This is a genomic window from Novosphingobium sp. (assembly GCF_024642085.1).
Classification (GTDB): domain Bacteria; phylum Pseudomonadota; class Alphaproteobacteria; order Sphingomonadales; family Sphingomonadaceae; genus Novosphingobium.
This window is the reverse complement of record NZ_JAHEBV010000065.1, coordinates 80,487-86,678: the sequence shown is the minus strand read 5'-3', so window position 1 is coordinate 86,678 and position 6,192 is coordinate 80,487. Positions and strand designations below refer to the sequence as shown.

General features: G+C 60.8%; 6 protein-coding genes. All 6 read left to right on the top strand.

Features of this window, described 5'->3' with window-relative positions; translation table 11 throughout:
• The first annotated feature begins 367 nt into the window (after positions 1-367).
• Positions 368-739: a 30S ribosomal protein S12 gene (gene rpsL, locus Q0L62_RS14415; protein ID WP_100866514.1), complete on the top strand. Its 372-nt coding sequence runs from the start codon at positions 368-370 to the stop codon at positions 737-739.
• Between the two features lie 147 nt (positions 740-886).
• On the top strand, positions 887-1,357 hold the full coding sequence (gene rpsG, locus Q0L62_RS14410) for a 30S ribosomal protein S7 (RefSeq protein WP_296681349.1): 471 nt from the start codon (positions 887-889) through the stop codon (positions 1,355-1,357).
• 15 nt (positions 1,358-1,372) lie between these two features.
• A complete protein-coding gene (gene fusA / locus Q0L62_RS14405; protein ID WP_296681347.1) occupies positions 1,373-3,445 on the top strand; it encodes an elongation factor G in 2,073 nt (690 codons plus the stop codon).
• A 125-nt stretch (positions 3,446-3,570) separates the two neighbouring features.
• On the top strand, positions 3,571-4,761 hold the full coding sequence (gene tuf / locus Q0L62_RS14400) for an elongation factor Tu (protein WP_296681342.1): 1,191 nt from the start codon (positions 3,571-3,573) through the stop codon (positions 4,759-4,761).
• 99 nt (positions 4,762-4,860) lie between these two features.
• On the top strand, positions 4,861-5,172 hold the full coding sequence (gene rpsJ, locus Q0L62_RS14395) for a 30S ribosomal protein S10 (protein WP_296681341.1): 312 nt from the start codon (positions 4,861-4,863) through the stop codon (positions 5,170-5,172).
• 248 nt (positions 5,173-5,420) lie between these two features.
• Positions 5,421-6,191: a 50S ribosomal protein L3 gene (gene rplC / locus Q0L62_RS14390; RefSeq protein WP_296681338.1), complete on the top strand. Its 771-nt coding sequence runs from the start codon at positions 5,421-5,423 to the stop codon at positions 6,189-6,191.
• Position 6,192: the final 1 nt, after the last annotated feature.

Below are 6,192 nucleotides of genomic sequence, written 5' to 3'. Positions count from 1 at the left end.
TTCGGTCATTCTTGTGCGCTGCGATCTCTCATTCCGAACGCCCCGTCTTGACGATTGGCTTTGGGCCAGGGACTGGCTGCTTTGTTGGCGTGAGCGCCCCAAGCGGAATTCATTGCCTTGACCGAATCCAACATCGCCCCTAAGGGCCGCGCTTCCGGGTTAATCCCCGGATTGAGCTGAACATTGCCGGTGCGTCCTGCCTTGCAGGGTAATCCGTCAAAGTAACCCGGTCTTTTCAGTCGGGTGGAGCGTTTCAGTCTCGCGCCGGAACCGGGCAGGGGCCATGCCGCCTGCGCCCCGTGTTCCGCGCGATTCGGTTGCCTTCACCTTGCCGCTGCGGCCATGTAACCAAGGTGAAGAGCACTTCATGCCTACGATCAACCAGCTGGTCCGCAAGGGCCGCGTTGCGCAGAAGACCAAGTCCAAGGTCCCTGCGATGGAGCAGAACCCGCAGAAGCGCGGCGTTTGCACCCGCGTTTATACCACGACCCCGAAGAAGCCGAACTCGGCACTGCGCAAGGTCGCCAAGATCCGCCTGACCAACAGCCGCGAAGTCATTTCGTACATCCCGGGCGAAGGCCACAACCTGCAGGAACACAGCGTCGTGCTGATCCGCGGCGGGCGTGTGCGCGATCTTCCCGGCGTGCGTTACCACGTGCTGCGCGGCGTGCTGGATACCCAGGGCGTCAAGGATCGCAAGAAAAGCCGTTCGAAGTACGGCGCCAAGCGTCCGAAGTAAGTTTCATTGGTTTGGTGCGCCCCTGGCATCCGCCAGGGGCTTGCATCGCCAGCCCGCTCCCCCTGCCCGGCCACCCATTGGGTACTATCGTCGGGCGGCCGGGCAGGGAGAGCGGGCTGGAGATGCACTCCGAAGGAGTTAGCGAAAATGTCACGTCGTCGTCGTCCCGAAAAGCGGGAAATCCTGCCCGATCCCAAGTTCAAGGATCAGGTGCTGTCGAAGTTCATGAACAACCTCATGATGGACGGCAAGAAGTCGGTTGCCGAAAGCATCGTTTACGGTGCGATGGAAACCATGGAAACGCGCGCCAAGAGCGATCCGGTCCAGCTGTTCCACGATGCGCTGAACAACGTGAAGCCGCAGATCGAAGTGCGTTCGCGCCGGGTTGGCGGGGCGACCTATCAGGTCCCGGTCGAAGTGCGTCCGGAACGCGCCCAGGCGCTGGCGATCCGCTGGCTGATCACGGCTGCGCGCAACCGCAGCGAAACCACGATGTCGGCGCGCCTTTCGGCCGAGCTGCTGGATGCCGCCAACAACCGCGGCAACGCCGTCAAGAAGCGCGAAGACACCCACCGCATGGCCGACGCCAACCGCGCGTTCAGCCACTACCGCTGGTAAGAAGGACTTAGCATCATGGCACGCAGCCATCCGCTCTCCATGTACCGCAACATCGGTATCATGGCGCACATCGACGCCGGCAAGACCACCACGACCGAGCGCATCCTCTATTACACCGGCAAGTCCTACAAAATCGGCGAAGTCCACGACGGCGCCGCGACCATGGACTGGATGGAACAGGAACAGGAACGCGGCATCACGATCACGTCGGCCGCGACTACCTGCTTCTGGAACGATCACCGGATCAATATCATCGACACCCCCGGGCACGTCGACTTCACTATCGAAGTCGAACGCTCGCTGCGCGTGCTCGACGGCGCGGTGGCCTGCTTTGACGGCGTCGCCGGGGTCGAACCCCAGTCGGAAACCGTGTGGCGCCAGGCCGACAAGTACGGCGTTCCGCGGATGTGCTTCATCAACAAGCTCGACCGCACCGGCGCCAACTTCAAGTACTGCGTGCAGTCGATCATCGACCGCCTTGGTGCCAAGCCGGCTGTGCTGTTCCTGCCGATCGGTCTCGAAGCCGATCTCAAGGGACTTGTCGACCTGGTCAACAACCGTGCGATCATCTGGAAAGATGAAAGCCTGGGCGCCGAGTTCTTCCACGAAGAAATCCCCGCCGACATGGTCGAGGAAGCCGCCAAGTACCGCATGGAACTGATCGAACTCGTGATCGAGCAGGATGATGTGGCAATGGAGGCCTATCTTGACGGCACCGAACCTGATGTCGCGACGCTGAAAGCCTGCATCCGCAAGGGCACCCTTAATCAGTCGTTCGTGCCGGTAGTTTGCGGATCAGCATTCAAGAACAAGGGCGTTCAGCCCCTGCTCGACGCTGTGGTCGATTACCTGCCTTCGCCGCTCGACATCCCGGACGTCCAAGGCGTCAAGATGGACAGCGACGAAAAAGACAGCCGTCCGCCGACGGACGACGCCCCCTTCAGCGCGCTGGCGTTCAAGGTTATGAACGATCCGTTCGTGGGCAGCCTGACCTTCATCCGGATCTATTCGGGTACGCTCGTCAAGGGCACCTACCTGAACTCGGTCAAGGACAAGAAGGAAAAGGTTGGCCGCATGCTGGAAATGCATGCCAACGACCGCAAGGACGTTGATGAAGCCTTTGCCGGAGACATCATCGCGCTGGCCGGGATGAAGGAAACCACCACAGGCGATACGCTGTGCGCCGAGCGCCAGCCGATTGTTCTGGAACGCATGGAGTTTCCGGAACCCGTCATCGAGCTGTCGGTTGAGCCCAAGACCAAGGCTGACCAGGAAAAGATGGGCGTCGCGCTCAACCGCCTGTCAGCCGAGGATCCCTCGTTCCGCGTCACTACCGATCACGAATCGGGTCAGACGATCATCAAGGGTATGGGCGAACTGCACCTCGACATTATCGTCGATCGCATGCGCCGCGAGTTCAAGGTCGAAGCCAACGTCGGTGCGCCGCAGGTGGCTTACCGAGAATACCTCGGCAAGCCAGTGGACATTGATTACACCCACAAGAAGCAGTCGGGTGGTACCGGTCAGTTCGGCCGCGTGAAGGTCAAGGTCACGCCGGGCGAGCGCGGTTCGGGCTTCGTGTTCAAGGACGAGATCAAGGGTGGTAACATTCCCAAGGAATATATCCCCGCGATCGAAAAGGGATTTCGTGAAACTGCCGAAACCGGCAGCCTTATCGGCTTCCCGATCATCGACTTTGAGGTGCTGCTTTATGATGGTGCCTATCACGACGTCGACTCGTCAGCCCTGGCTTTCGAAATCGCTGGCCGCGGCGCTATGCGTGAAGTCGCACAGAAGTCGGGGATCAAGCTGCTTGAGCCGATCATGAAGGTCGAAGTCGTCACTCCCGAGGAATACCTCGGCGACGTCATCGGCGACATGAACAGCCGCCGGGGCCAGATCCAGGGGACCGACACCCGCGGCAACGCCCAGGCCGTCGAGGCCATGGTGCCGCTGGCCAACATGTTCGGCTACGTGAACCAGCTTCGCTCGTTCACCCAGGGTCGGGCCAACTACTCGATGTTTTTCTCCCACTATGACGAAGTCCCGGCGAACGTCGCGACCGAAATCAAGGAGAAGCTTGCCTAAGAGGCGAGATCGAACGTCACACGGGGTTGCCTGATCGAAGCGATCAGGCTAGGGGCGGCGCCTGATTCAGCGGGCGCCGTCCAAACGCCGCAGATTCTAATCAAAGCGAAAGAAGGTTTGAGACAATGGCTAAGGCTAAGTTTGAGCGGAACAAGCCGCACTGCAACATCGGCACCATCGGTCACGTTGACCATGGCAAGACCACGCTGACCGCTGCGATCACCAAGGTGCTCGCTGAAACCGGCGGCGCTACGTTCACCGATTACGCCAACATCGACAAGGCTCCTGAAGAGCGCGAGCGCGGCATCACCATTTCGACCGCACACGTCGAATATGAGACTGCCAACCGCCACTATGCGCACGTCGATTGCCCGGGCCACGCCGACTATGTGAAGAACATGATCACCGGTGCGGCGCAGATGGACGGCGCCATCCTGGTGGTGAACGCTGCTGACGGCCCGATGCCGCAGACCCGCGAGCACATCCTTCTCGCCCGTCAGGTCGGCGTGCCCGCTCTGGTCGTTTACATGAACAAGGTCGATCAGGTTGACGACGCCGAAATCCTTGAGCTGGTTGAGCTGGAAATCCGCGAACTGCTGAGCTTTTACGGTTTCGACGGCGACGCGATCCCCGTCATTCCGGGTTCGGCTTTGGCCGCGCTCGAAGGCCGCGACGACAGCATCGGCAAGGAATCAATCTATGCGCTGATGAAGGCTGTGGATGAATTCATTCCGCAGCCGCCGCGCCCGACCGACAAGCCGTTCCTGATGCCGGTGGAAGACGTGTTCTCGATCTCGGGTCGCGGCACGGTGGTTACCGGCCGCGTCGAAACGGGAATCATCAAGGTTGGCGAAGAAGTCGAGGTCGTCGGCCTCAAGGACACGCAGAAAACCGTGGTTACCGGTGTTGAAATGTTCCGCAAGCTGCTCGATCAGGGTGAAGCCGGCGACAACATCGGCGCGCTGGTGCGTGGTCTGAAGCGTGAAGACGTTGAGCGCGGCCAGGTTCTGGCTAAGCCCGGCTCGGTTACGCCGCACACCGAATTCTCGTCGGAAGTCTACGTACTGTCGAAGGATGAAGGCGGCCGTCACACGCCGTTTTTCGCCAACTACCGTCCGCAGTTTTACTTCCGCACCACCGACGTGACCGGCGAAGTGATCCTTCCCGAAGGTACTGAAATGGTGATGCCTGGCGACAACGTTTCGCTCGCCGTCAAGCTGATCGCTCCGATCGCGATGGAAGAAGGTCTGCGCTTCGCAATTCGCGAAGGCGGCCGGACCGTCGGTTCGGGGGTTGTCAGCAAGATCACGAAGTAATATAGGCCCGCATCCGCCGGGGGATTCGCTCCCCCGGCGGTCGGTTTTTCGGGGGTCATGACGGCCCTCTTTGCTCTTTCTCATCGGTAGCAGGAAAAAATGGACGCTCAGAACATCCGCATTCGACTCAAGGCATTCGATCATCGTGTGCTTGACCAGGCGACTGGCGAAATCGCGGAAACCGCCCGCCGTACCGGCGCGCTGATCCGGGGCCCCATTCCTCTTCCGACGAGAATTGAAAAGTTCACCGTGAACCGCGGACCGCACATCGACAAGAAGTCGCGTGAGCAGTTCGAGGTGCGCACTTATAAGCGACTGCTCGACATCGTGCAGCCCAACGCCACCACTGTCGACGCGCTGATGAAGCTCGATCTGGCTGCTGGTGTCAATGTCGAGATCAAGCTGGCCTAGGCCGCTTTCGACGCCAAGTTTCGGACCTTAGGGTCCACTTCCTTCCGGCCTCGGCCGGTTCCGCGAGAACCTTCTCGCGCGGACATAGGGATACCTCCGGGGCGTGCCCCGGGCATGCGTCCCCCGTCTCGCTTCCGACCGGTTTCGACCAGTCAGGGAGCACCTAGCCCGGACGGGGCTCGCATCACACACATGGGCTGGACACGCCTGTAGGGATGGTCCCTGCAGGCCTCTGTAGGAGACTGATCATGCGTACTGGCGTGATCGCCAAGAAGGTGGGGATGACTCGCCTGTTCCAGGAAGACGGTCGGCACGTGCCGGTAACCGTTCTGGCGCTGGAAGATTGCCAGGTGGTCTCGGTTCGCACCGCTGATCGCGACGGATATGTCGCAATTCAGTTGGGCGCCGGGGCGGCCAAGCAGAAGAACGTTGCCAAACCGCAGCGCGAACACTTTGCAAAGGCTGAAGTGTCGCTTAAGCAGCGCGTCGCGGAATTCCGCGTCGCCGACGACGCCGTTCTTGAAGTGGGATCGACCATCGCCGCGTCGCATTTTGTGCCCGGCCAGATGGTGGATGTAGCCGGTCACACTCAGGGCAAGGGCTTCGCCGGCGCCATGAAGCGCTGGGGCTTCGGGGGCATGCGCGCCACACACGGCGTGTCAATCAGCCACCGTGCCCACGGTTCGACGGGTAACCGCCAAGATCCGGGCAAGGTGTTCAAGAACAAGAAGATGGCCGGCCACATGGGCGACCGTCAGCGCACCCAGCAGAACCTTGAAATTGTGCGCGTCGATGACGAACGCGGCCTGATCTTCGTCAAGGGGTCTGTCCCCGGCGCTAAGAACAGCTGGTTGACCATCAAGGACAGCGTCAAGGTCGATCGCCACGCGGAGGCGCCGTATCCGGCAGGCCTCAAGGGCGCAGCCAACAGCAACGATTCGGCTCCTGCCGACACTCCCGCAGAAGATACCGCGGTCGTCGAGCAGACCGAAGGCACCAATACGAACGGGGAGGGCTAAG

Coding starts and splice junctions, on each gene's coding strand:
- rplC (WP_296681338.1), top strand. CDS start 5,421: ATGCGTACTGGCGTGATCGCCAAGAAGGTGGGGATGACTCGCCTGTTC.
- rpsL (WP_100866514.1), top strand. CDS start 368: ATGCCTACGATCAACCAGCTGGTCCGCAAGGGCCGCGTTGCGCAGAAG.
- rpsG (WP_296681349.1), top strand. CDS start 887: ATGTCACGTCGTCGTCGTCCCGAAAAGCGGGAAATCCTGCCCGATCCC.
- rpsJ (WP_296681341.1), top strand. CDS start 4,861: ATGGACGCTCAGAACATCCGCATTCGACTCAAGGCATTCGATCATCGT.
- fusA (WP_296681347.1), top strand. CDS start 1,373: ATGGCACGCAGCCATCCGCTCTCCATGTACCGCAACATCGGTATCATG.
- tuf (WP_296681342.1), top strand. CDS start 3,571: ATGGCTAAGGCTAAGTTTGAGCGGAACAAGCCGCACTGCAACATCGGC.